This is a genomic window from Alteromonas gracilis, assembly GCF_002993325.1.
Lineage (GTDB): Bacteria > Pseudomonadota > Gammaproteobacteria > Enterobacterales > Alteromonadaceae > Alteromonas > Alteromonas gracilis.
In genome coordinates this window covers 195,781-217,307 of record NZ_PVNO01000027.1, presented here as the reverse complement: position 1 = coordinate 217,307, position 21,527 = coordinate 195,781, and the positions used below count along the sequence as shown (strand labels likewise).

18 protein-coding genes and 4 tRNA genes are annotated in these 21,527 nt (G+C 44.1%); 4 read left to right on the top strand and 18 right to left on the bottom strand.

What is annotated here, in order from left to right; genetic code table 11:
- Positions 1–276 precede the first annotated feature (276 nt).
- Positions 277–1,401 carry an aspartate-semialdehyde dehydrogenase gene (gene asd, locus C6Y39_RS14290; RefSeq protein WP_105931912.1) on the top strand — a complete coding sequence of 375 codons (1,125 nt, stop codon included), beginning with the start codon at positions 277–279 and terminating at the stop codon, positions 1,399–1,401.
- Between the two features lie 134 nt (positions 1,402–1,535).
- Here asd and C6Y39_RS14285 read toward each other — a convergent pair whose 3' ends face one another.
- Positions 1,536–1,892 (bottom strand): VOC family protein, encoded by a 357-nt coding sequence (locus C6Y39_RS14285; RefSeq protein ID WP_105931911.1) that lies wholly within the window; start codon positions 1,890–1,892, stop codon positions 1,536–1,538.
- A gap of 125 nt (positions 1,893–2,017) precedes the next feature.
- Between C6Y39_RS14285 and C6Y39_RS14280 the strand changes: the two genes are divergently transcribed.
- Positions 2,018–4,543 carry an ATP-binding protein gene (locus tag C6Y39_RS14280; protein WP_240618903.1) on the top strand — a complete coding sequence of 842 codons (2,526 nt, stop codon included), beginning with the start codon at positions 2,018–2,020 and terminating at the stop codon, positions 4,541–4,543.
- A 4-nt stretch (positions 4,544–4,547) separates the two neighbouring features.
- On the opposite strand, the gene C6Y39_RS14275 is transcribed toward C6Y39_RS14280, so the two are convergent.
- Entirely contained in the window at positions 4,548–5,738 is a 1,191-nt protein-coding gene (locus C6Y39_RS14275; protein WP_240618902.1) for an OprO/OprP family phosphate-selective porin, read from the bottom strand.
- Between the two features lie 163 nt (positions 5,739–5,901).
- Positions 5,902–6,918 (bottom strand): 2-dehydropantoate 2-reductase, encoded by a 1,017-nt coding sequence (locus tag C6Y39_RS14270; protein WP_014978771.1) that lies wholly within the window; start codon positions 6,916–6,918, stop codon positions 5,902–5,904.
- A 220-nt stretch (positions 6,919–7,138) separates the two neighbouring features.
- Between C6Y39_RS14270 and C6Y39_RS14265 the strand changes: the two genes are divergently transcribed.
- Positions 7,139–8,200, top strand: a complete 1,062-nt coding sequence (locus C6Y39_RS14265; RefSeq protein ID WP_240618901.1) for a patatin-like phospholipase family protein — start codon at positions 7,139–7,141, stop codon at positions 8,198–8,200.
- Between the two features lie 103 nt (positions 8,201–8,303).
- Here the strand turns inward: C6Y39_RS14265 and C6Y39_RS14260 are convergent, their stop codons facing one another.
- Entirely contained in the window at positions 8,304–10,817 is a 2,514-nt protein-coding gene (locus C6Y39_RS14260; RefSeq protein WP_105931909.1) for a TonB-dependent receptor, read from the bottom strand.
- 448 nt (positions 10,818–11,265) lie between these two features.
- Between C6Y39_RS14260 and C6Y39_RS14255 the strand changes: the two genes are divergently transcribed.
- Complete coding sequence (locus C6Y39_RS14255) at positions 11,266–11,700, top strand: hypothetical protein (RefSeq protein ID WP_105931908.1); 435 nt, start codon at positions 11,266–11,268, stop codon at positions 11,698–11,700.
- A 187-nt stretch (positions 11,701–11,887) separates the two neighbouring features.
- On the opposite strand, the gene C6Y39_RS14250 is transcribed toward C6Y39_RS14255, so the two are convergent.
- The 14 genes from C6Y39_RS14250 to ruvA form a co-directional block, all read right to left on the bottom strand.
- A tRNA-Ser gene (locus C6Y39_RS14250) sits at positions 11,888–11,977 on the bottom strand.
- 122 nt (positions 11,978–12,099) lie between these two features.
- Positions 12,100–13,155: a quinolinate synthase NadA gene (gene nadA / locus C6Y39_RS14245; RefSeq protein ID WP_105931907.1), complete on the bottom strand. Its 1,056-nt coding sequence runs from the start codon at positions 13,153–13,155 to the stop codon at positions 12,100–12,102.
- 302 nt (positions 13,156–13,457) lie between these two features.
- Positions 13,458–13,533 (bottom strand) — tRNA-Lys (locus C6Y39_RS14240).
- Positions 13,534–13,571: 38 nt separating this feature from the next.
- Positions 13,572–13,647: transfer RNA gene (locus C6Y39_RS14235), tRNA-Lys, on the bottom strand.
- A gap of 24 nt (positions 13,648–13,671) precedes the next feature.
- A tRNA-Lys gene (locus C6Y39_RS14230) sits at positions 13,672–13,747 on the bottom strand.
- 292 nt (positions 13,748–14,039) lie between these two features.
- Positions 14,040–14,834 (bottom strand): tol-pal system protein YbgF, encoded by a 795-nt coding sequence (gene ybgF, locus C6Y39_RS14225; RefSeq protein WP_105931906.1) that lies wholly within the window; start codon positions 14,832–14,834, stop codon positions 14,040–14,042.
- Positions 14,834–15,400, bottom strand: coding sequence for a peptidoglycan-associated lipoprotein Pal (gene pal / locus C6Y39_RS14220; protein WP_014948870.1), 567 nt, complete (start codon positions 15,398–15,400; stop codon positions 14,834–14,836). The genes ybgF and pal overlap by 1 nt, the downstream gene beginning before the upstream one ends.
- A gap of 40 nt (positions 15,401–15,440) precedes the next feature.
- Positions 15,441–16,796 carry a Tol-Pal system beta propeller repeat protein TolB gene (tolB, locus tag C6Y39_RS14215; RefSeq protein ID WP_105931905.1) on the bottom strand — a complete coding sequence of 452 codons (1,356 nt, stop codon included), beginning with the start codon at positions 16,794–16,796 and terminating at the stop codon, positions 15,441–15,443.
- Between the two features lie 4 nt (positions 16,797–16,800).
- Positions 16,801–17,670: a cell envelope integrity protein TolA gene (tolA, locus tag C6Y39_RS14210; RefSeq protein WP_105931904.1), complete on the bottom strand. Its 870-nt coding sequence runs from the start codon at positions 17,668–17,670 to the stop codon at positions 16,801–16,803.
- A gap of 7 nt (positions 17,671–17,677) precedes the next feature.
- Positions 17,678–18,097 (bottom strand): protein TolR, encoded by a 420-nt coding sequence (gene tolR, locus C6Y39_RS14205; RefSeq protein WP_105931903.1) that lies wholly within the window; start codon positions 18,095–18,097, stop codon positions 17,678–17,680.
- 29 nt (positions 18,098–18,126) lie between these two features.
- The gene (gene tolQ / locus C6Y39_RS14200) at positions 18,127–18,816 is read right to left on the bottom strand and encodes a protein TolQ (RefSeq protein WP_025254600.1); all 690 of its coding nucleotides are present in this window, start codon (positions 18,814–18,816) and stop codon (positions 18,127–18,129) included.
- A complete protein-coding gene (gene ybgC, locus C6Y39_RS14195; RefSeq protein WP_105931902.1) occupies positions 18,806–19,204 on the bottom strand; it encodes a tol-pal system-associated acyl-CoA thioesterase in 399 nt (132 codons plus the stop codon). The genes tolQ and ybgC overlap by 11 nt, the downstream gene beginning before the upstream one ends.
- Positions 19,205–19,801: 597 nt before the next feature.
- Positions 19,802–20,806 (bottom strand): Holliday junction branch migration DNA helicase RuvB, encoded by a 1,005-nt coding sequence (ruvB, locus tag C6Y39_RS14190; RefSeq protein WP_105931901.1) that lies wholly within the window; start codon positions 20,804–20,806, stop codon positions 19,802–19,804.
- Positions 20,807–20,874: 68 nt separating this feature from the next.
- On the bottom strand, positions 20,875–21,495 hold the full coding sequence (gene ruvA, locus C6Y39_RS14185; RefSeq protein WP_105931900.1) for a Holliday junction branch migration protein RuvA: 621 nt from the start codon (positions 21,493–21,495) through the stop codon (positions 20,875–20,877).
- Positions 21,496–21,527: the final 32 nt, after the last annotated feature.

The window sequence follows — 21,527 nt, the reverse complement described above, 5'->3', positions numbered from 1 at the left end:
ACTATCAACCGTCTTTTTCGCTGTATTTAAAATGCTTATATCAGCAATAGATTATTTATAAAAACCATCTAGCCAGCGAGATAAATAACACTTAGACTGCGAGGATAAAAATAAAAACGACAGGTATTGCGCCAGGGCGTTAGGCACGCGGCGTTCGACATCATTTTATGTTTTTTCACTACACGCTTATTAATTAAACGGTCCGTGTATTGGTCATTTACTATAAACATAGGTGATAAAGTACTTTTCATTTTAGTTACAAGGGTTCTCAATTTAATGTCACAACAAAAAGTAGGTTTAGTGGGCTGGCGCGGTATGGTTGGCTCAGTATTAATGCAGCGCATGCAAGAAGAGCAAGATTTCGCGCACATTGAGCCCACCTTTTTCACTACCTCTCAAAAAGGTAGTGCAGCGCCAGATTTTGCTGGAAAAGATGCAGGTGTATTAGAAGATGCGCACGATATTGAAGCGTTATCGAAGCAAGATATCATTATCACCTGTCAGGGCGGCGACTACACTAAAGCGGTATACGACGATTTAAGAGCCTCTGGCTGGAATGGCTACTGGATTGACGCAGCGTCAGCCCTTCGTATGAAAGACGACGCTGTTATCATTTTAGACCCTGTCAATCGCAAAGAAATTGATAGTGGCATCGCAAAAGGTATTCGCACCTACGTAGGTGGAAACTGTACCGTTTCCCTCATGCTGCTTGCGCTAGGCGGTCTGTTTGAAAAAGACCTTGTTGAGTGGGCTTCGCCAATGACGTATCAAGCCGCTTCGGGCTCTGGTGCAAAGCACATGCGCGAACTTATTAGCCAGATGGGCGCCATTCACAGCAATGTGAAAGAGAAGGTTGAAGACCCTGCTACTGCAATTTTGGAAATTGACCAGCAAGTATCTGAATTTATAAGAAGTTCAGACTACCCTAGCGAACAGTTCGGTGTGCCACTTGCAGGTAGCTTAATTCCTTATATCGATTCGCAACTACCTTCAGGTCAGAGCCGTGAAGAATGGAAAGCCCAAGCTGAAGCCAATAAAATCTTGGGAATTCAAGGCAGTGAAGTACCTATCGACGGAATTTGCGTGCGGGTTGGCGCTATGCGCTGTCATAGCCAAGCCATTACGCTTAAGCTTAAGAAAGACTTGCCTGTAAGCGAAATTGAAGAGATTCTTGCGGCTCACAATGAATGGGTAAAAGTGGTTCCAAACGACCGCGACGCGACCATGCAAGAGCTCACGCCAGCGAAAGTTACCGGCACGCTGTCTATTCCAGTTGGCCGTATTCGCAAATTGACTATGGGCCCAGAGTATATTTCGGCATTTACCGTAGGGGATCAGCTATTGTGGGGTGCCGCAGAGCCGCTTCGCAGAATGCTGCGCATTGTGCTTGAGCAAAACTAACTGCTAGCTATTAGCTAACTAAATAGAAATTAAAACGCCTTTCTGTATTACTACCAGCAAGGCGTTTTTTATTTAAGGCACGATGAAATACCGTGCTGTTTAGCGCTGAACTATTCCAAATGCACTTTTATCTACTAGGCTGTCTCAGACCAAACAGCAAGCTCATTACCACCAGGCTCGACAAAATGAAAGCGACAGCCCCCCGGGAAGTCAAACAGCGGTTTAGTAATTGCTCCACCTGCTTTTTCTACACATTCTTGCGATTCAGAAATGTTATTGGAATACAGCACCAATAAAGGCGCACCACTTTCTGCCTTCATCACACGTTGTGCAGAAAAAATCCCTCCGTCCATGCCAGCATTGCTAAACGCACTGTATTCACTGCCATAATCGGTAAAACACCAGCCAAACGCACTTTCAAAAAACGCTTTTGAGCGGCGAATATCTAGAGATGCAAATTCGACATAGTTGAGTTTGGTGCTTTCTTGCATGTCACTCTCCTCTTTTTAAAAATTGATGAGCTCATACTATCACCAACTTTAGACTTATTGGTTAAATTCTAAACGTGCTTAATCGTTTAACATAAGACAAATAGCATTTATTCGGGTCACTTAGTTTGCAGCATTTTATTAGTTTGGCTTTATTGCTTGCCCTAACTTGGAGTATGGGAACGGTTAGTGCTCATGCATCTATCTCAGACAAGGTCAGCGAAATTAAAGTGGACGTTGAAACCTTAGTGCCTATGCCTATAGGGGCAGCAATAGAAAAGCTTGAAGCTTGGTTGTTATCTGACACATTAACGCAAGATGAAAAAAGAAAAGTGGGCGCGCTTTATGTTCAGTACCAACTCTCGATACACCAACGCCCTTCCGAAAAAATCTTAAATTCGCTGATTGCGTTGCAAGACAACTCGAGTGAAGGGCTTACAATAGCTACTGGTGTAGCAAGAATGTATGGTATTTCAGCAGACTACGACAAAGCCTACGAGCACTTTAACCGCGTTGTTGCAACGCCTGATATTCCAACAAGCGTAAAGGCCTACGCGCTTATTTACCAGGTATTAACTTACAGCGAGGGGCAGGTTTTTGCGCCTAACGCTGAGCTTATCAACACGGTAAACGATATACTAACCAAACATACGCTTACCAAGCTTCGACCATTGTACTATGCAATTGTGGCAGACTACTATCAATCAGTCAGCGCTTATGACATTGCGCTGTCCTACTATGAAAAATCGCTTGATGGCGCCAAAGTTGAAAACCAGCGAATTTTGGTCAGTGACAACCTATACGCCATTGGTATTCTGTATAGAAATCTAGGAGACTATCGCAAGGCCATAGACTACTTTGAGCGCGCCATAGAATTCGATTCACAAATTGATATCAACTATTCTGAGTTCCTTGCCACTTACGGCATCGCCACCACCTATTATCGCTCAGGTAATCTCCAGAAAGCGCTGACACTGTCTGATATCGTTCTTGCTCATCCTCTCTCATCTTCTTTTTACAATAGCGAAATTTACCGTTTAAAAGCGGAAGCTCACCTTAGTTTAGGAGAACTGGATAAGGCGACCAACGCGCTTAATAAAGCACGTGAACTCTACGATGAAAACCGCGAAGCTGAGCAAACGACTTGGCGAGCTCAACTGGACAAAACAGAAGCCTACATCACCGCTGCGAAAGGTGATCACGCGTTGGCATTCAAACAATTTGAGGTTTTCCATGAAGCTTATTTGAATGCCAAGAAATATGAAGACTTAGAGCTAATAAAAAGCGCCAACTTAATTGATCAGATAACCCAAGAGAAAGACAGAGCAAATCAACTTGAGAATGAGAATAAAGCATTCGAGGAAGCGCTTTTGTTGAAAACAGAGGCTCAGCGCACCCAATCACTTTTTTCCACGTTGCTCGCCATACTTATCACACTCACACTAGTAACAATTGTTATCATTTTGATTTTATTGAGTAAATCAAGACAGGCTAATGCGCTTTACTTAACGGCGAAAGAAAAAGCAGAATTAAACAATCGGTTAAAGTCTGAGTTTATTTCTAATATTAGTCACGAGATTCGCACGCCTTTAAATGCCATTATTGGTTTTGGACAAACATTATCGAACCGTGCAGCAGACGTGCAAGCAAAGGATCTCACCAAGAAAATCGTCAATGCGTCTGAAATGCTGCTTCAACTTATTAACGACCTACTCGACTTTTCGAAGATTGAAGCGGGCAAGCTAACGTTGGCTATCAGGCCTCACGACATCAATGAAAGCCTGTGCACATTAGTCGACATATTTTCAGACCAAGCGGAACGCAAAGGATTAGTGCTCCAGCTTCATATCGACAAAAACCTTAATAACGATTTGATGTTTGACGAACTTAGATTTAAGCAAATATTGGCAAACCTAATAAGCAATGCCATCAAGTTTTCTGATAAAGGGATTATAGAAATTGGATTATCCGTATCAGAGTCGAACGATAGTCATTGTGCCCTGCACTGCTGGGTAAAAGACAACGGGATTGGTATTTCGAAGGAAAACCAAGTAAAGCTGTTTACGCCTTTTACGCAAGCTGAAAGCTCCATAGCGAGAAAGTATGGCGGCACAGGCCTAGGGCTTAACATCAGTAATAATCTGCTTAAGCTAATGGGCTCTTCACTAACGCTTGAAAGCGAATTAGAACGAGGCTCTACTTTTTCTTTTGATGTCACGTTTGCTGTTGCAGCAGATATTGATGTTCCGCTGTCTGAGACGACTCAGCAACACGTTACGCTAGAAGGCGCTCGTGTCCTCCTTGCAGAAGACAACGACATTAATGTTGAAGTAATAAAAGCGCTTCTTGATGAATTCCATTTAGATTTAACACACGTATCAAACGGACAAAAGGCCATTGATGCATTGAAAGCGTGCACTTATGATTTGGTACTAATGGATATTCAAATGCCTGAAGTTGATGGGCTTAGCGCCACACGGCATATAAGAAATGTGCTTAAGTTGAAAACCCCCATCATTGCCCTGACGGCTAACGCCATGCAGCAAGATATCGACAACTGTCATGCGGCAGGAATGGATGCCCATGTGGGCAAGCCCGTAGACAAGGCTCGCCTTGTTAACACACTAGGTGAGTTTCTTGCTCGCCCGGCGTGAGTAGTTAAAAACTGACGTCCCACTGCAGAGAGTAGATGGTCTCGTCCCCTACTTCAGTATCGAACTGATCCAGTGAAACCCTGCTTACCTCTGCGGTTAGTTTGTTTTCGTGGCCATTAAAAAAATAGTTTAATGCTACTGTCTTTTCAAAAAAGCGTTCGTCTTGTTCACTGTCTCGGGGCGAATAGGTCCCGAAGCGCGCAGCCATTTCAAGGGGCTCTGGCCACCAGCTGATTGATTCACTCAAAAAATAACCCGCCTGCACATAATAGCCGCGCAGCGTAGTTTCTCTATTGTTGTCCGCTAAATCCACAATATCTTTTTCATGATATTCCGCTTGAGCATTAAACCCTTTATAAAAATACGCACCATCAATCACAAACTGCTCAATGTCGTACTGACCTTCGATCTCGCCGGCACTAAAGTTGGCTAAATTACCAGCGCCAGACGATGAAAAACGCGTAAACTGGCTTTTGAACTTCGCCCCCGCTATTGCTAGAGCTGCTTTAGGGGTATCTGTTCGTTTAATGTCACTGTTTTTAAACCCGACAGACTCACCTAAGACATTCCACTGCAATCGCCCTGTATACATATTCTCGCCATCGTGATTACTATAATCACCACGGCCCGAGCCATTGAATACTCCTACCCAGTAATTGAAATTGGCCGCGCCTGAGCCATCAAAATTACCGTACAGGGATGCCCCCATTTGCCTATCAAGCGTAAATATTCTGTTGATGATTGAACGATCCATCATTTGCTGGCCGCCGCTGCTTACACTGCGCTCTCTGGAATACTCGACTTTCCACTGACCAACCTTAAACCGAAGCGCTTCATACTTTTCAAAAGATAGTGTAGCGGTCAGCGTGCGCTGATCGACAGCATCGTATTCCACACCATATTTAATCCAAGGCAATCCAATGTGACCGTCTAATTTGACCCGCGCTCTGTTAACGCCAAATTGATTACCGGCGTTATGCTCAAAGTCAGTACGCTCGGTAGGCTGGCTTATACCGGGATTGGCATAGCGAAACTGAAATCTACCGCGCACGCGCAGTGAGAAGGTATTGTTGTCGCTTTGAAATGAAAGGCCGTTGCCATTGTATTGAGAAAACGTTGCGCTAGATTCGCGCTCGACATCAACCTCAGACGCTACAACCGACGTATGGAAAAGCGACGCCCATAAAGCACTCAACAGAAGACAAGAAGAAAAACGATTTTGAAAAAGCAAAGCACACTAAATATAACGGAAGTTTGCGCGCAGGATATATACTTTATTTTAAGAATCAAGTGCACTGACATAAAAATGACACAAAACTGTAATATTTAACGTTGAAATACACCGTTAGATAGTCCTGTCACTTTAACAGTAAAGCATTTGCTGGTAAGTGCGGACTTCCTTTCTGAGCAACTTCGTGTTGTTTGATCAGGTTAACTATATGCTTATTCACTGGCGTAGCTATGTGATTTTTTTCACCGAGCCTGACTATCTCGCCGTTCAAATAATCAATCTCCGTTCGTCGCCCCAGCGCCAAATCTTCATACATTGATGAACGTGCTTCGGGATCTATTTTAAGCGTAGATGAAGCCACCACATTGAATAAAAAATTAGGTAGCTTCATAATTTTTGGCATCAGTTTGGGGATAACTTTACCGGTTCTTGCTGGTGCAATTCCTTCCGCTTTTAGTACTGCTAACGCCTCTGACAACACCTTTGCCATAACTAACCTATATTGCCTATCCCCTAGCTGTGATTTCAGCGGTATACCCGACAACGCGTTTACTGCGTTATTCAAGTTCATAATAAGTTTGCCGTACTGTACAGCTTTCATATCGTTATAAACCGTAACGGGCAACGACGCGTTGTTAAGCGCTTTTATGATGTCACTACATTGGTTATTGGGATCTTCAAGAGCAATATTACCCTCAGTACCACAGTGAAAATGGCCGTTACCTTTATAAAAAACATTGAAAGGCACCATACCTGCAATTACGCATTGTTTTATGTGCTGGCGAAGCAGGTGTGCATTACCCACTCCGTTTTGAAGACTGACTACGACTGCTGATTGCTTTGCATGCTGATTGATTATCGCAGCAGCCTGCTCTGTATCTTGGCTTTTAACGCAAAGCAAAATGACGTCAGCATCAACTAAACTATCGTTCTCAATTGAAAAAGCGATATGCTCAGGCTTTGTTAGCTGCTCACGCCCTTGCCAATCCGTTACTTTAAGACCATTGGCAGTAATATCATCATATAAACGCTGACGGCCAATGAGCGTAAGCGCATTAGCGGCGCTCAATGTGGGGTCAGAGGCTAACAGGCAGCCCGCTACATAACATCCAATACTTCCCGCACCTAACACGGCAATTTTCATTATTGACTCCCAATGAAAGTTTAGCTTTCAATACTTTGTTAGACTGCGATTAAACGATCAAAATGTAAACACAGAAATCACAATTAAATAACAAAAAGTGTTTCAGTATCAGTTATTTCCTATCAGTCCGATTTATTCTTTCAATTTTCCCCGGCGTCGTGTTCTCCCTACAATTAGACCAGGTAGTCAATTTATAGTCATGGTCAAATAGAGGGTTATCATGTCGGGTCAACAATCTGCTCCTTCTCTCGCTTATTCAAAAGCACACAATGCTGAAATGTCGAACAATGGCAAAGTTGCCTTGGTTGCGGAAGGTGGTGGTCAACGCGGTATTTTTACAGCCGGTGTACTTGATACATGGTTAGATGCTGGGCATGACCCCTTCGATATCCTTATTGGCACATCGGCAGGCTCGCAAAACTTAACAAGCTTTGTTGCACGTCAAAAAGGCTATGCAAAACGTCTTATTCGAGGCTTAACACGACACAAGCGTTTCTTTCAGATGGGCCGCGGTTTGATGGGCAAGCATATTGTCGATTTAGACTGGTACTTCGATAAAACCCAAGAAGCGAACCGTTTACTAGATTTAGATACGGCTAAAAGCAACGTGGCAGATAGAGAAATACTGTTTACGGCTACGAACTCTAGAGACAGAAAAGCATATTTTCTAAACCCCATGAAAAGCCAAAACACTTGGGTTGAATTGATTAAAGCATCGAGCGCACTGCCTTTGTTATACAAACAAGGTGTTCCGCTTCACACTGAAATCGAAACCAAACAGGCCGCAAATACCGATTTTTACTTAGATGGAGGTTTAGCCGCACCTTTACCTGTAACAGAGGCTTATAACCGGGGCGCTACAAAAATCGTGTTGATTAGAACAGTGGACGAAGGGTTTCAAGCACAATCACCTTGGCTACAAAAGCTGAGTGCAGTGATGTGTGCAACGGGTACCTGCCCAAAAACTATCGACTATTTACTACAGCACGAACATGCGTACCAAAAAGAATTAGCGTTTATAGAAAATCCACCTGAAGGCGTTGAGGTAATTCAAATTTTTGCTTCAGATAAGCTACAAAGTAAGCTTTTAGGTAGCACCGACGCGCAGCTACGTCATGACTATAAACTGGGAATAATGGCGGGATCATCATTTTTGAAAAAGATTGAAATACCTTCAATCGCGTATGACAGAAACATGCGCTTTACATCGCCAGAAGCTCAACAACCTTTGCAACCCAAGCCTGCTAGACCAGTTGCTGCATCACAGTGTCTAAGTGCTTAAAAAAACGGGTACAAAGGTTTTCAACACGATTAAAGCAGTAAAATAATAAAAAGCCAGCTATTTTCTGAGCATAGCTGGCTTTTCGCTGCGAAATTACGAGTTACTAGTCAAACATGTAAGATACTGTTGCGCCAAAAGTTCTTGGCTGACTTGGGTAAGCATTGAAGCTGCCAGCCTGTATGGGAGGTGGAAATGCTGACAAATAGTATTCATCATTGTTTAAATTCCTCACCCATAGTTGAACACTAATGCCGTTAGTAAAGGTTAATCCTGCACTGGCATTTAGCATATTAACTTCACGAGTGAGTTCAGGTGGAACATTCTCTACAAGTTGTGTTTCACTCTCATGTAGATAATCACTTCGAATAAAACCAGTAGTGCCATTTTCGAATTCTAAGTGATAAGTGAGGCCTGCAACGAAGCTTCGTTCATGTATGCCTGCGGGCTGCGTACCTGAAAGATCGATTGGCCCATTCACGCCATTTGCACCAACAAAAGAGTCGTAAACTGGGTCTAGAATTGTTCCGGCAAAACTAAATACTAAATTTTCTGTTACATCTAGGGTTGAATCAAATTCAAGACCCTGCGTTGACTGTTTCCCGGCGTTCGCCAACACGTACCCCGTACCTACAAATGTACTCGATTGAAAGCCTTCGATTGTTTGGTCGAACAACGTGACGTTAAATGCTCCTCGCTTGAACCTTGCTTTTACCCCCAATTCATAAACCGTTGACTCTTCCGGCCCAGCATAGCGGGTTCCATACGTCTGATTAACACGCGCCAAATTGACAGATTCCAGTGCCGATTGGTCAGACCCAAACGGCCGTGTGTCGCGGGAAAGGTTCCATGAAGAAGCTTTGAAGCCTGTAGCAGCAGTAGCGAATACGTTAAAGTTTTGATTAATCTCGTATGCGATACGCGCACTCCATGTCACTTTATCATCGTTAGTATTACCGTCTTCTACAGTATTAGGAAAAACGAGTTGCGGAGGCAAAAACTGAACGCCTTGGAGCGTGGGAATAAAACCAGCTAAAGCCGGTACCGCTGTTGATAACGGCACGCCGAAAACTGTGGGATCATTTATGATGTCGATAGAGGACAACACTTCGTTATTGTTTTGTTCTACCGATACGTCTTTCTCGTCTTCTGTGTAGCTGACGCCCACTGTTGTAGTGAGTCTATCCGAAATGTGATAATCAAGATTAAAGAACACAGATAACGCATCATTTTTTTGCAGAAACTCGCTATTCACGAACTGGTTTTCATTAAAAAAAGTCCCCGGCGCTTGACCATACAAAGGTTCAAACGCGCCAAGAAATCCATCTGGGAAAACCGCATCAAATGGCAACGGTGTGGGTAACGAAGCGAGTGCTTGTTCTACCCCCGAATTCAACAGTACGTCGAAATAAGACCGAATGTTTTGTCCGTAAAATAAGGTATCACCTGTGTCTACCTCTTCTGAGAAGTAGAACATCCCGAACATCCAATCCAATGTATTTTCACCAAGAGAAGTAAGACGAAGTTCCTGAGTGAAGGTATCTATCTCTGTGTGCCCTTCCTCTGACAAAATATCAAGCGATGTATAATCTACATCCGCGAAATAGTCAGATTTATTGTTTCTGTAAGCGGTGATAGAGGTTAACGCGAATGTATCAAAATCAACGTCGATTTGAAGAGAAACCCCGCCATCCTCTACCGTGTTACTGGGATTAAAATTCAGCGCAGATTTAAAAGCAAAGGGATCATCAGTATCTAACACGGTACCGCCTAATGCACGTACAACAGCCGTAGTAGGTCCATTAATAACGTCCGCGACAGTGCAACAGCGTTCATCAATCTCACTATAGTCAGCAATAAATCTAAACTTAACGTCGGTGCTAGGTTCGTATAACGCCTGCCCTCTTATATTCCACCTATCACGATTATTTAGCGTATCAACACCATCAACAACGCTTTCAGTATAACCATCACGTTTGTTCACTCCACCAGACAAACTAAAAGCAAACTCATCGGTTATGCCGTTGGTATAGTACCCTTTTAGCAATCGCTGATCATAATTGCCCACTCCTAGCGTCAATTTACCCTCTTCGGTGAAAGAGGGTCCTTGCGTTCGCACACTTATTACCCCAGCCGATGCGTTTTTCCCAAAGAGTGTACTTTGCGGGCCACTTAATACTTCAACCTGCTGGACGCGCGGTAAGTCGCCAATTTGTGCAGCGGCCCTTGAACGGTATACACCGTCAATAAAAACCCCAACAGAAGGTTCAATTCCCGTGTTGTTCGCACCATTACCAAAACCGCGAATCGAGAAATTGGTATTTGCTGAACGTTGTAAAGGGTTCACTCTTAATGTTGGTACTAACGCTTGTAAATCCTGAATATCTAGTACTTGAGTTTGCTCGATAGCTTCTCCACTAGTAACAGATACAGCGATAGGCGTTTCCTGAAGCCCCGTACTTCGCTTTGAAGCGGTGATTAGTATTTGTTCATACAACTCGTCTTCAGCTTGCTCGTTAGTTTCCTGCGACATAGCGGCGTGGCAATGCAAGCCTAGGCACAACGCAATTAATGTAGTAGTGCGGTTTAGGTTAAAGCGGGCGGGTAAGCGTTTACTCATCTTTCACAATTCTCTTGCTAATTTTTATTTTAAGGAGCCTCTGCTTACACGACACATTCCACATGGCTCAACATTTAGTCGTAATTACAATAACTAGGCATCAAACGAAATGTAAATAGAATGTATATAACATGATAATAAAAGTGATGACGGGTGAAACGATTACAATTTAGTCTAAAGCAAGAAAATAGAGGGATGTAGAGGAACTAGGTAGGATCAACAAGGAGATATTTAATATTTTAATATATAGAAATCATTGAAATCGATTAGGTAACGTCGATTTCGTCAAAGAAAGTGAATATTGCTAAATGTTTACCTTCGTTTTTCGGCTTACTAATATCAACGATAAAATGCAAGCGACTGATTATAAAGCGCATTTATCAACCAACTTGACAGAAGGTATTAAAAAAATTATAAAGCGCGTTTTTAGTATAAAGCGAAGTCAAACATGTCAGAATTATCAACACCTGGAAAACAAACTGAAGCACACAAACTTATTGAAGGTTTATTGAAATCTAGTGAGCCAGCGGCCGAACTAGACAAGATTTCTGAAGAGTACAACATCGCGAACTGGGGGCAAACAAATGCTGTTTCAGCCGACCTTTATGATGCAGTGCGCGACTTGCTTGGCAAGGGTGTAGTAACAGGTAACGACCTTGTTGCCGGCAAAGACACCATGGACCCAATTGTACATAAAGTACAGGAAGAGACAGAGAAGCTTATCGCTAACCCAAGCGAAGCAGACGCTGACCGTGTTCAAACCTTTGTACTTGGCTTTTTACGAACCTTCGTAAGCCAATTGCTTCACCCTGGTACAAAGAAAGCAATTTACGCGAAAAAACTTCCAGATCTAATTACAGTATATCAGCAGGTTGCGAAATAATAAGCAGCAGCGCGGAATCAGAGACGAAAAGCCATATGCTCAAGCATACCCGCGTCGCAATAAATGCGCTTAAAAAGAAACCCGCTACACAGCGGGTTTCTTTTTGCTTTAGCGAGAAGAATCCACGCATCATTCAGCGCTGATCGGTAGACACAAAAAAACCGGCGTAAAGCCGGTTCTTTGTATTTGGCGGAGAGAGAGGGATTCGAACCCTCGTTAGGTTTAACCCTAAACACACTTTCCAGGCGTGCGCCTTCAGCCACTCAGCCACCTCTCCAAATTTTTTATCAAGAAGATTTCGACTACGAAAATCCTTGAGCGCGCGTATAGTAGGTAAAGCCGCGCGCTTAATCAAGAACTTGCTGGAAATTATTCAACAAGTGCTTATAAAACGTGCGTTTACAGCCCACCTTTCGCTTTTAACTCAGCTGAAAAGTTAAGCATTCGATCTAGCGGAATAAGTGCCCCTTTGCGTAACTCATCATCCACAAAGATTTCATGACCGTCACCCTCGCCTGTTAAAGACGCCTTAATCGCCTCTAAGCCGTTCATCGCCATCCACGGGCAGTGAGCACAGCTTTTGCACGTAGCGCCGTTACCGCCCGTTGGAGCCTCTATAAACGTCTTCTCTGGCGTAAGTTGTTGCATCTTGTAGAAGATGCCTTTATCGGTAGCGACGATAAAGGTGTCGTTATCCATGGTTTGCGATGCTTTAATAAGCTGGCTGGTTGAGCCAACCGCATCGGCCATGTCTACCACGCTCGCCGGAGATTCAGGATGAACTAGAACCGCAGCATTTGGATACAAGGCCTTCATGTCTGCAAGTTTCTGTGCAGAGAATTCATCGTGAACGATACACTCGCCCTGCCACATTAGCATGTCGGCACCGGTTTGCTTTGCGATGTAAGAACCTAGGTGCCTGTCTGGACCCCAAATGATCTTCTTGCCCTGGCTGTCTAAGTGCTCAACAATTTCCAACGCTATGCTTGACGTTACTACCCAATCAGCGCGCGCTTTCACAGCGGCCGAAGTATTCGCGTAAACCACAACAGTGTGATCAGGATGCTGGTCACAGAATTCGCTGAACTCTTTCACTGGGCAACCAATATCAAGGGAACAGGTCGCTTCAAGTGTAGGCATTAGCACGGTCTTTTCCGGGCTAAGAATCTTTGCTGTTTCGCCCATAAAGCGAACGCCAGCAACAATTAACGTTTGCTCTTCTACATCTCTACCAAAGCGCGCCATTTCCAACGAGTCAGCCACGCAGCCGCCAGTCTCTTCAGCGAGAGCCTGGATTTCATGGTCTGTGTAATAGTGTGCGACAAGCACTGCGTTGCGGGCCTTAAGCAAGGCTTTGATCTCTGCCTTTAACTCAGCTTTACGTGCTTCTGATAATGGCTGTGGTTTTGCTGGGAACGGGTACTCTACCTGATCCACTCGAAATGCTACTGACATTAACCTACATCTCTGTTGCGACAAGGGTGCGGATTATACCCAACTGTCATAAAAATTACATACTACCTATTCAACATAAGCGTAATTAAATAGTCGTAGATGTGCTATCTGTTCTACTACATGGGGTTGGGTAAACCAGATCAAAGTGAAAATGAGATAAGTAACGTCTTGAAACGCAAACAGTGTTTAGATTTTAAATTGGGTTTGGATATTTATGTCGTTGATGCTGGGAATTTATTTTTAAAGCGGCTTTTAGATAATAGCCTAGATTCGGTACTGAATGCGTACGATATAAGACTTGATGGTGGGTCGTGCTGGATTCGAACCAGCGACCAATTGATTAAAAGTCAACTGCTCTACCAACTGAGCTAACGACCCATCAAGTAACACATAAAAAATTTCAGCAATTCAAATGATGGTGGGTCGTGCTGGATTCGAACCAGCGACCAATTGATTAAAAGTCAACTGCTCTACCAACTGAGCTAACGACCCATCATTTGTTGCTAGGAGAGAAAGTGGTGGGTCGTGCTGGATTCGAACCAGCGACCAATTGATTAAAAGTCAACTGCTCTACCAACTGAGCTAACGACCCTTTCTTTCCTGTTGTTGCCTATGTCTTGGCAACGGCGGCATATAATACTCAGATTTTTATTCGACGCAACCCATAACGTCCTTTTATTTTCATTTTTCTGTCAAATTACGACTAAACGGTCAAAATGAAAACAAATCGCTGGGTATTTATACCAGCCTTCGGTGAGTTTTCTCGATTTGTTACGGATAGAAGCAAGATTTGGTGCAGAAGATTTTAGCCGTCTAACTAGAATATTTCTAAAAAATAAAAAGATAAAACAATAAAAAAGCCTCTTTAAAAGAGGCTTTGTTCATTACAAGTTATTTAATCTAGATTCTGCTAAACGTTTTGCAGAAGAATCTGGGTATTCGTTTATAACTTGTTGAAACAGCTGTCGTGCTGTTGCGCTGTCCCCTGTCCGCTCTGCAATGACACCGAGTTTTAGTAAGGCATCAGGTCGCTTAGTCGAATCGGTAAAGCGATTAGCAACGATATTGAATTGTTCGCTTGCTTCACTCCACTGCTGTTTATTAAACAACAGTTGCCCCAGCCAATAGTGCGCATTCGGCGCATAGCCACTGTTGGGGAAGCGTGAAATGAACGATTGAAATGCAGGAATGGCTTTATCGTACTCACGAGACTTAAGGATCAGATTCACCGCACTTTCATAAGCTTCATCTTCACCCGCTTGTGGTGTTTGCGTTGGTGCAGAAGACGCTGGAGAGCTCACAGAGCCTGAATCAACGCCGGCACTTGGCATCGCACTACCCTGTAACGCTCCGCTTTGCTTAAGTGCTTCTACGCGCTTATCGATTTCAAGATAAAGCTCACGCTGACGCTCAAGTACTTTTTGAAGTTCATTGGTATTCACTTCAACCGCACCGCGTAGCTGGTCCACTTCCATTTGCATGTTGTCTAACTGGGTTTGCAGCCGATGCTGCATCTCAGTTCGACTTTTAACAATGCGCTCTAGTACAACGATACGCTGTTCCAATTCGCTGCCGCCGTTTGCGTCTACTACCGGCGCTTGCGCGAATGCGGCAGAAACAGCAAGGGCGGCACATAACGTGACGCCCATTTTTAATGTCTTATTCGTAAGAAAAGTCATTAGCGGTAAACAACCACTCCGCGACGGTTTTGAGCAAATGCATACTCAGTAGAACCCATCACTGCTGGTTTTTCTTCGCCGTATGAAACTACTGTTACTTGGCTGCTGCTTACGCCAGCATTAAGTAGGTAAGTTTCAACAGACTGTGCACGACGTTCGCCTAGTGCAATGTTGTACTCTGGCGTACCACGGCTGTCAGTGTGACCTTCTATGGTCACTTTAGTACTTGGGTTTTTCACCAAAAACGCCGCGTGCTTGTCTAGTATACGTTGGAACTCTGGCTTGATGCTTGAGCGGTCAAAGTCAAAGTAAACGGTTTGTTCGTTTTTCAGCGCTTCCATTTCTTGCTGAACCATTTCTTCTTGACGCTTCATACGCTGAGCAGCTTCTGCTTTAACACGCTGAGCTTCTGCTTCACGGGCTTCTGCTTCCGCAGCGGCTTGCTCTTGTGCTAGGCGGTTACGCTCAGCTGCCAACTCTTCTTCGCTAGGGCCTGAAGAACATGCCATCATTGTCACTACTGGCAATGCGATAATGAAGCTCTTCATCACTTTATTCATTTGCATCCTACTAATCCTTAAATTTTATTGTTTAGTCGTTAAATTGTTAGAACAAAAATGGTGACCAACTTGGCGATTTAACTTGCCCATTGGCTGCTGGTAACCTAGCTTTAAAACGCCCATCAAGAGAAACCAACGACAACACTTGGGTGCCCTCATGAAGGGTGCTGTATATAATCATGCTTCCGTTCGGCGCTATACTTGGAGATTCATCTAAGTACGTCCGTGTCAGTACTTGCGGTGAACCACCATCCAAAGACTGCTTGGCAATGTGATAGTTTCCATTAGTTTGGTTAACCATCACCATTTGCTTACCGTCTGGGGAAATTGTAGCGCCAAGGTTTTGTTCACCTACATAGGTGACTCGCCTTACTTTCCCAGAATTTAAATTTACGCTATATATCTGGGGTTTACCACCCCGTTCCGAGCTAAATATCAAACCACTGCCGTCGGGTAGCCATGCAGGCTCCGTATCAATCGCTCTATTGCGTGTAACTCGACGAAGATTTTTCGTCGCTAAGTCCATCACATAGAGTTCAGGGTTTCCATCTTTCGACAAAACCATTGCAAGTTGCTTGCCATCTGGTGAAAACACGGGGCTACTGTTTATTCCGGGAAAATCAGTAATTCGAGTGCGTTCACTGGTATAAATATCTTGGATGAAAATTTGCGGCCTGCGGTTTTCAAAACTAACGTAAGCTAGCTTCTCGCCATCTGGCGACCACACGGGCGACATGAGCGGCTCGGGAGAAGATAATAAGCGCGTCTCGTTTTCACCATCATAGTCGGCAATTACCAATTGATACGGTTTTTCAACCGTATCGCGGTCACGTACTATGACATAAGCGATTTTTGTAAGAAATGCGCCGCGAACCCCGGTTAGTTTTTCATACACAATGTCGCTAATTCGATGCGCGTACTGTCGAAAATCTCGCCCGTTTATCACCGCCTGACGGGCAGCTAATACATGGTCGTTACTTGACACTAAGCTACCGTTTTTGAGCACTTTCGCCTGACCGTTATCCACTTGCCCTTTCAAGATATCAATCAATTCGTAGCTTACCAAATAACGGTCGCCCTCTTGCGGCTCAATACTCCCAACCAATACCGTATCAACGCCCAGTGTTGCCCACGCTGTGTAGCTCACTTGCGCTACAGTCTCTGGGTACTGTGGCATTTTGTCGACAGATACCGGGTTAAACTTACCGCTTCGCATCAAGTCTGCCATCACAACTTTAGATATATCGCCAGGCATACTGCCCTGACCTTTCCATTTAAATGGCACAACCCCGATTGGACGTGCACTATCTACGCCCTCGGTTATCACAATTTCTAAGGATGCAAACACTTTGGCACTGAATGCCATCGTAATAAGCGCTATCCATAAACCTAGTTTTTTCATACCACTATAATTCCACTTTTAAAGTAATGTCTTTTAACTGCTCGTAAACGTCTGGCGCATCAGATACCGGTAACTTTTCGGCCCTGCGAACCGCGCTTTCAGCCGCTCTACACAGCGCATCATTGCCGCCGAGTACACGAATACTCGTAACAAACCCTGTCGTTGCTAACCGAATATTCAATCGACAGGTTTTACCTTGATAGCTGTCGTCTGAATACAAATTGCGCTTAATGGTTTGCTGAATTAGTGCGGTATAGCGCTCTACTTCAGTAAGTACCTGTTTACGCCTGCGTTCTTGCTGAGCAGCTTGCTCTTGTGCAAGCTGCTCTTGCATGATCCTTTCCATTTCAGCGCGTTCAGCCGCTTCTTTTTTCTTACGCTCGGCGTCAGCTTTCGCTTTTGCTTCCCGTTCTTTTCGCTCTTTTTCTTTCTGCGCCGCTAAGCGTTCTAGCTCTTTTTGACGTTTCGCTTCAGCTGCCTCGGCTTCACGCTTTTCCTTCGCGCGCTTTGCAGCAAGCTGCTGCTGGCGTTTTTTCTCGGCAGCCGCTTGCGCTTGTCTCTGTTTCTCTTGCTCTTCAGCTCTTGCTTGTGCTTCAGCTTGTGCCTGAGCTTTTTTCTGGTCGGCTATCGCTTGGGCATCAATAAAAGTCGCTTCAATTACAGGCGCATTCGACGGCATGCTCGGCAAAGGCTCAGGAGAGAAACTGACGCTAATTAGCAACAGAGCGGCGATAATGATATGCAAGCCAATCGATTTATATAAGCCCATTTGTTCTGGGCTTATATTGCTGGTCTTTTGCGTCTTCACATCGCCTTTTGCGCTACTGGATGCATTTGAGTTTGATGTGCTTTTCGACACTTCGGGTTTTGACATATCTATATTACTCAACCGGATCCGTCATCAACCCTACTGAAGGTACTCCAGCCTGCTGTAATAACACCATTAACTGTATGACCTCGTTGTATGCTACTTGCCCATCACCTTTAACCACTACGGGCGTATTAGGCTCTTTGGTCAATTGTGCTTTTACAATAGCACCGAGTTCATCTGCGCTAATTGGAGACTCCTGGTCTTCTCCTACATTAAGAAAATAGCGACCTTTTACGTCTACAGAAGCAATAATAGGCGGTGTATCCTCTTGTTCTATAGGGTTCGCACTTGCTTTAGGCAAGTCTACCTTTACCCCTTGAGAAATAAGCGGCGCCGTAACCATAAAGATAATAAGCAGTACCAGCATCACGTCGATATAAGGCACTACGTTTATCTCTGATACCGGCCTGCGACGTTTTCTTACATACATAACAAGTCCTCCGTTTGGATTGTAAACGCTTAGGCTTGTTGTTGTGCTTGCGCAGCAACGGCTTGGCGGTGAAGGATTGCAGAAAACTCTTCCATGAAGTTGCCGTAGCTATTTTCTAGCTTTTCAACTTGGTGACTGAAACGGTTGTATGCGATTACAGCTGGGATTGCTGCGAATAAACCAATAGCGGTAGCGATAAGTGCTTCTGCGATACCAGGCGCAACCATTGCAAGGGTAGCTTGCTGCACTTCACCTAGTGCGATGAAGGCATTCATAATTCCCCAAACAGTACCAAACAGACCGATATAAGGACTAATAGATCCTGCGGTGGCTAAAAAGGGTAAACGGCTTTCTAGCTCTTCAACCTGACGGGACATCGAAACGCGCATAGCACGGTAAGTACCATCGACGATCCCGTTTGTTGCGGTGTTTGACTTGCGCAAACGAACAAACTCTTTAAAGCCTGAACAAAAGATACTGCCCATGCCGGTTAAGTTAGTTCTTGCTGATAATTCTTGATAGAGGCGGTTGAGGTCTGCTCCTGACCAAAACTTGTCTTCAAACTGTCGCATTTCATTGCGGGCAGCAGAAAGGGCTTTACTACGTTGAAATATAAATGTCCAAGAAGCTACAGAGACACTAAGTAGTAAAAGCATAACGAGTTGAACGATAAAGCTCGCTTGTAAAAACAAGCCAATAAAAGTGAGATCAGATGACACGCGAAATTTCCCCTAACAAAGTACGTGGTAATCTTTTTGGCTTCATAACTGCCAAATCGACGCAGGCAACCTTAATATTTCCTGTTACTAAGGTAACACCTTGTTCATTTTTAATAATTTGTTGAAACGTCATACTAGCGCCTTTCAATTCTACAACGCGAGTTTCAATACTCAACAGCTGATTGAAACGTGCAGGCGCATAATTATGCATTTCAACGTGTTTGACGACAAAAGCGATGGATTGTTCCATCAAGGAATCTTGCTCAAACCCCAGCTCGCGAAGCCATTCAGTTCGCGCCCGCTCCATAAACTTTAGGTAGTTCGCATAATACACAATACCGCCTGCGTCAGTATCTTCGTAGTACACTCTTACCTGATGTAAATGCATAACTATTCCTTTACCTAAAGAATTAATAATCCAAACCAGAGTTAAATTAGCTATTTATCGCGACAAAATGCAGTTAAAAAACCGCCTTAAAACCCCAACAAAGCTAACATTTAATCAAATAAAAACCAATATTAAACACTTGGTTAACACATTAGATTTTCTAATTTAAAAACACAATTTTACTCAATTGTAGTTTTTTCTGCTCTCCCTATAATGCACAGCATCAGTCGTACAGAGCGTGATGGTGCTTAGCACGGTCATGCAAGAGACATTCTCCTGTTAGACATGAGTTCCCTGGATTTATTTCCTTCAACACTTGTTGTTTTAGCCCGCTCAATGAGCGGGCTTTTTTTTTTTAAAATATATTGGCTTTACTTCACGCTTGTCTAAGCAATTGAATATTCAATCTTTATCTGCCATATACTTTAAGCTTGCACTTCACAATAATTCTGCGCAAAACCCATGTGTAAGACGGCACTGATACGACAACGCATTCCTTATTCAAGCATTGACTTGTAGTGGTTAATACCAAAAAAAGCCCAGCAATCCTGCTAGGCTTTAATGACAACGTCGCTCTATTGCTAATTGAGTGGAAAATTACTCAGAGGGAGCGAAGCCAAAATGAAGATAGGCGCGCTGTGAAACAATACGGCCACGTGGCGTGCGCTGTAAAAAACCTTGCTGAATAAGAAACGGCTCAATTACGTCTTCTATGGTTTCTTTCTCTTCGCCAATGGCTGCCGCTAAATTGTCTAAGCCTACTGGACCACCATCAAACTTTTCGATAATAGCAGTAAGCAATTTGCGGTCCATGTAATCAAAACCTTCTTTGTCTACGTCAAGCATGTCTAGCGCTTTAGCAGCCGTGTCGGCTCCAACCGTACCGTCAGATTTAATTTCTGCATAGTCGCGGACACGGCGAAGTAGACGATTCGCAATACGAGGTGTCCCTCGAGAGCGCCGTGCCACTTCTTGCGCGCCTTCTTCGTTCATTTCTAAGTTAAGGTAGCTCGCACTTCTGGCAACAATACTGGTGAGATCTTTTACGTTGTAAAACTCTAAGCGCTGTACAATGCCGAAACGGTCGCGTAATGGCGACGTCAACGAGCCTGCACGGGTTGTGGCGCCTACTAAGGTAAACGGAGGGAGATCTAATTTAATAGAACGCGCTGCAGGCCCCTCACCTATCATAATATCAAGCTGATAGTCTTCCATAGCAGGATAAAGAATTTCTTCTACTACTGGGCTTAAGCGATGTATTTCATCGATAAACAATACATCATTACGTTCAAGGTTGGTAAGCAGTGCGGCCAAGTCTCCGGCTTTCTCAAGCACGGGGCCAGACGTGGTTTTAATGTTCACGCCCATCTCATTCGCCACAATGTTTGCAAGGGTAGTTTTTCCTAACCCTGGCGGACCGAAAATAAGCAGATGATCAAGCGCGTCATCGCGATTGCGCGCAGCTTGAATAAAAATTTCCATTTGCTCACAAACGTGAGGTTGCCCTGTATAGTCTGCTAGCATTTTAGGGCGAATGGCGCGATCGATGACCTCGTCTTCGGTACTGGCTTCAGGCGTAATCAGTCTGTCGGCTTCAATCATGATAGTTCTACTTTAAACGGTGATGCGAAGATAGCCTATCTCAACGTAGACATCTTCACTGTACGCCATTAAATGGCCGCTTTTAATGCTTCGCGAATGAGGGCTTCACTTTCCATACCCTCTTTATATACGCAGTCGACTAGCTTACTCGCTTGGGCTGGTTTGTAACCGAGTGCGATCAGCGCACTTTGTGCCTCTTCACGGGTGTCATTTAACGCTACTATACTGTTACCCGAAAGCAAGTCGCTGCTAGGTGGCGGCATAGTAATGCTTTGCGTTTTACCAAATTTAGCCAACCGGTCTTTCAGCTCTACCACCAAACGTTCTGCAGTTTTCTTACCTATACCCGGTAAGCTTACCAGCGCAGATACATCTTCATTTTGTACGCTCGCCAAAAATTGCCCTGCTGACATACCTGATAAAATAGCTAAACCTAGCTTTGGACCCACACCGTTCGCTTTAATTAGCTCTCGGAATAACCCTCTTTCCATTTTATCAGCAAAACCAAACAGCAACTGGGCGTCTTCACGAACCACAAAATGTGTATATACCACGACTTCTTCACCTACCGCAGGTAACTGATAGAAACTAGTCATAGGCATGTGAATTTCGTAACCAACACCGGCTACATCAACAAGAATTTCCGGAGGCTGTTTCTCAGCCAACGTACCGCGAATTCGTCCAATCATGAATTATCTCTGTAAAACCGTGAGCTTTAGGC

Excerpts from the sequence above, each read along its gene's own strand:
- C6Y39_RS14285 (WP_105931911.1), bottom strand. The coding sequence starts at position 1,892 with ATGCAAGAAAGCACCAAACTCAACTATGTCGAATTTGCATCTCTAGAT.
- asd (WP_105931912.1), top strand. The coding sequence starts at position 277 with ATGTCACAACAAAAAGTAGGTTTAGTGGGCTGGCGCGGTATGGTTGGC.
- C6Y39_RS14255 (WP_105931908.1), top strand. The coding sequence starts at position 11,266 with ATGTCAGAATTATCAACACCTGGAAAACAAACTGAAGCACACAAACTT.
- tolR (WP_105931903.1), bottom strand. The coding sequence starts at position 18,097 with ATGTATGTAAGAAAACGTCGCAGGCCGGTATCAGAGATAAACGTAGTG.
- nadA (WP_105931907.1), bottom strand. The coding sequence starts at position 13,155 with ATGTCAGTAGCATTTCGAGTGGATCAGGTAGAGTACCCGTTCCCAGCA.
- ruvB (WP_105931901.1), bottom strand. The coding sequence starts at position 20,806 with ATGATTGAAGCCGACAGACTGATTACGCCTGAAGCCAGTACCGAAGAC.
- pal (WP_014948870.1), bottom strand. The coding sequence starts at position 15,400 with ATGCAAATGAATAAAGTGATGAAGAGCTTCATTATCGCATTGCCAGTA.
- ybgC (WP_105931902.1), bottom strand. The coding sequence starts at position 19,204 with ATGCATTTACATCAGGTAAGAGTGTACTACGAAGATACTGACGCAGGC.
- tolA (WP_105931904.1), bottom strand. The coding sequence starts at position 17,670 with ATGTCAAAACCCGAAGTGTCGAAAAGCACATCAAACTCAAATGCATCC.
- ruvA (WP_105931900.1), bottom strand. The coding sequence starts at position 21,495 with ATGATTGGACGAATTCGCGGTACGTTGGCTGAGAAACAGCCTCCGGAA.
- ybgF (WP_105931906.1), bottom strand. The coding sequence starts at position 14,834 with ATGACTTTTCTTACGAATAAGACATTAAAAATGGGCGTCACGTTATGT.
- C6Y39_RS14270 (WP_014978771.1), bottom strand. The coding sequence starts at position 6,918 with ATGAAAATTGCCGTGTTAGGTGCGGGAAGTATTGGATGTTATGTAGCG.
- tolB (WP_105931905.1), bottom strand. The coding sequence starts at position 16,796 with ATGAAAAAACTAGGTTTATGGATAGCGCTTATTACGATGGCATTCAGT.
- C6Y39_RS14260 (WP_105931909.1), bottom strand. The coding sequence starts at position 10,817 with ATGAGTAAACGCTTACCCGCCCGCTTTAACCTAAACCGCACTACTACA.
- C6Y39_RS14265 (WP_240618901.1), top strand. The coding sequence starts at position 7,139 with ATGTCGGGTCAACAATCTGCTCCTTCTCTCGCTTATTCAAAAGCACAC.